The sequence below is a fragment of the Kitasatospora sp. NPDC091207 genome (genome assembly GCF_044768625.1).
Taxonomy (GTDB): Bacteria; Actinomycetota; Actinomycetes; order Streptomycetales; family Streptomycetaceae; genus Kitasatospora.
This window is the reverse complement of record NZ_JBIVVS010000073.1, coordinates 1-1,439: the sequence shown is the minus strand read 5'-3', so window position 1 is coordinate 1,439 and position 1,439 is coordinate 1. Positions and strand designations below refer to the sequence as shown.

Annotated in this window: 1 protein-coding gene; it reads right to left on the bottom strand. The window is 69.8% G+C overall.

Going from position 1 to position 1,439, the window contains the following annotated elements; translation table 11 throughout:
- Window positions 1–139 precede the first annotated feature (139 nt).
- The gene (locus ACIQTO_RS38155) at window positions 140–1,378 is read right to left on the bottom strand and encodes an IS701 family transposase (protein ID WP_402398277.1); all 1,239 of its coding nucleotides are present in this window, start codon (window positions 1,376–1,378) and stop codon (window positions 140–142) included.
- Window positions 1,379–1,439: the final 61 nt, after the last annotated feature.

Genomic DNA, 1,439 nt, shown 5'->3' with positions numbered 1-1,439 from the left:
CTAGTAGTACTTCGTTAGGTCTAAAGTGATGGAGGGTGCCGAGTCCGGTGCTTGGCGGGTAACTCGCGGTGGCAGGTGGGGCATTCGCCGGTCCAGGCTCGTATCAGGTCCTGGATGGCGTCGAGGACTCGGTAGAAGGTCAGGCCGGCGTCTCGACTTTTGGGTCGAGGCGCCGGAGGGTGAGGAAGGCGTGGGCGGCGGTGACGAGGGTGACGTGGTGGTGCCAGCCGCGCCAGGTGCGGCCCTCGAAGTGGTCCAGGCCGAGGCCGTGTTTCATCTCGCGGTAGTCGTGTTCGATGCGCCAGCGGATCTTGGCCAGGCGTACGAGCCGGCGGATCGCCGTGTCGGGCGGGAGATTGGTCAGCCAGTAGTCGGTGGGCGAGGCCTCGCCGGCCGGCCATTCGACCAGCAGGGTCTCGGCCGGCAGGACACCGTCCCAGGCGGCGCTTCCGCCCGCGTCGGCGGCGGCGAGCGTTCGGGGGATCCTGCCTGCGGGCCGCACTTGAAGGACGCGGAAGCGCGAGCGCATCGCGCCGCGGCTGCCCTGGCGCCAGATGACCTGCCGAAACGCCCGGCGGCCGCCGGCGGTGGCGAGTTCGTGCAGGGCGGTGGAGTCGGTGCGGTAGCGGGGCAGTGTCCTGCGTCCGGCGCCGCCGTAGGCGGGCGCCACCGGCTCCGCGTCGTGGCGGTGCGCGGTCTCGTCCCCGCGCACCGCCACGATGTAGTCCAAGTTCCGGGAGCGCAGGGCATGGCGGAAGGCGGCCGACTGGCCGTAGCCCGCGTCGGCGACCACGACCTGAGGAGTAAGACTCCAGGTGATCAGCTCGTCGAGCATGTCGAGGGCCAGTCGCCACTTCTCGATGTGCCCGACCTCCGGCGGCAGGCCGGTGCGTCGCCTGCGGTCATCGCCGCGGTTGTCCCAGTCCGGTGGCACGAACAGCCGCCAGGACAACGGGCTGGAGGCCTTGTCGGTGACGGCGTGGACGCTCACCCCGACCTGGCAGAGCGAGCGCTTGCCCAGCGCGCCGCAGTACTGACGCGAGGTCGCCACGGACTGGTCGCCGGCCTTCGGGAACGACGTGTCGTCGATCACCCACGCCTCCGGCGCGAGGGCCGAGGTCATCTTCCGGGCGATCTGCCGCAGCACCGGGACGTGGTCCCACGGCGACTGGCTCACGAACTGCTGCAGGGCCTGCATGTTCCCGTCCGGCAGCCGCTCGGCCATCGGCTGGATCGACTTTCGCCGCCCGTCCAACATCAGCCCACGCAGATAGCAATCCCCCTGCCGGCGCTGGTCCTTGCGCGCCAGGGACGCGAACACCTCGGCCACGAAGTCGCCGAGGCCCCCACGAAGCTTCTCCACCTCGGCAAGATCCACAGACCGCAGCATGCACCGCCGCGACCCCCAAGATCAAATCAACCTAACGAAGTACTACTAG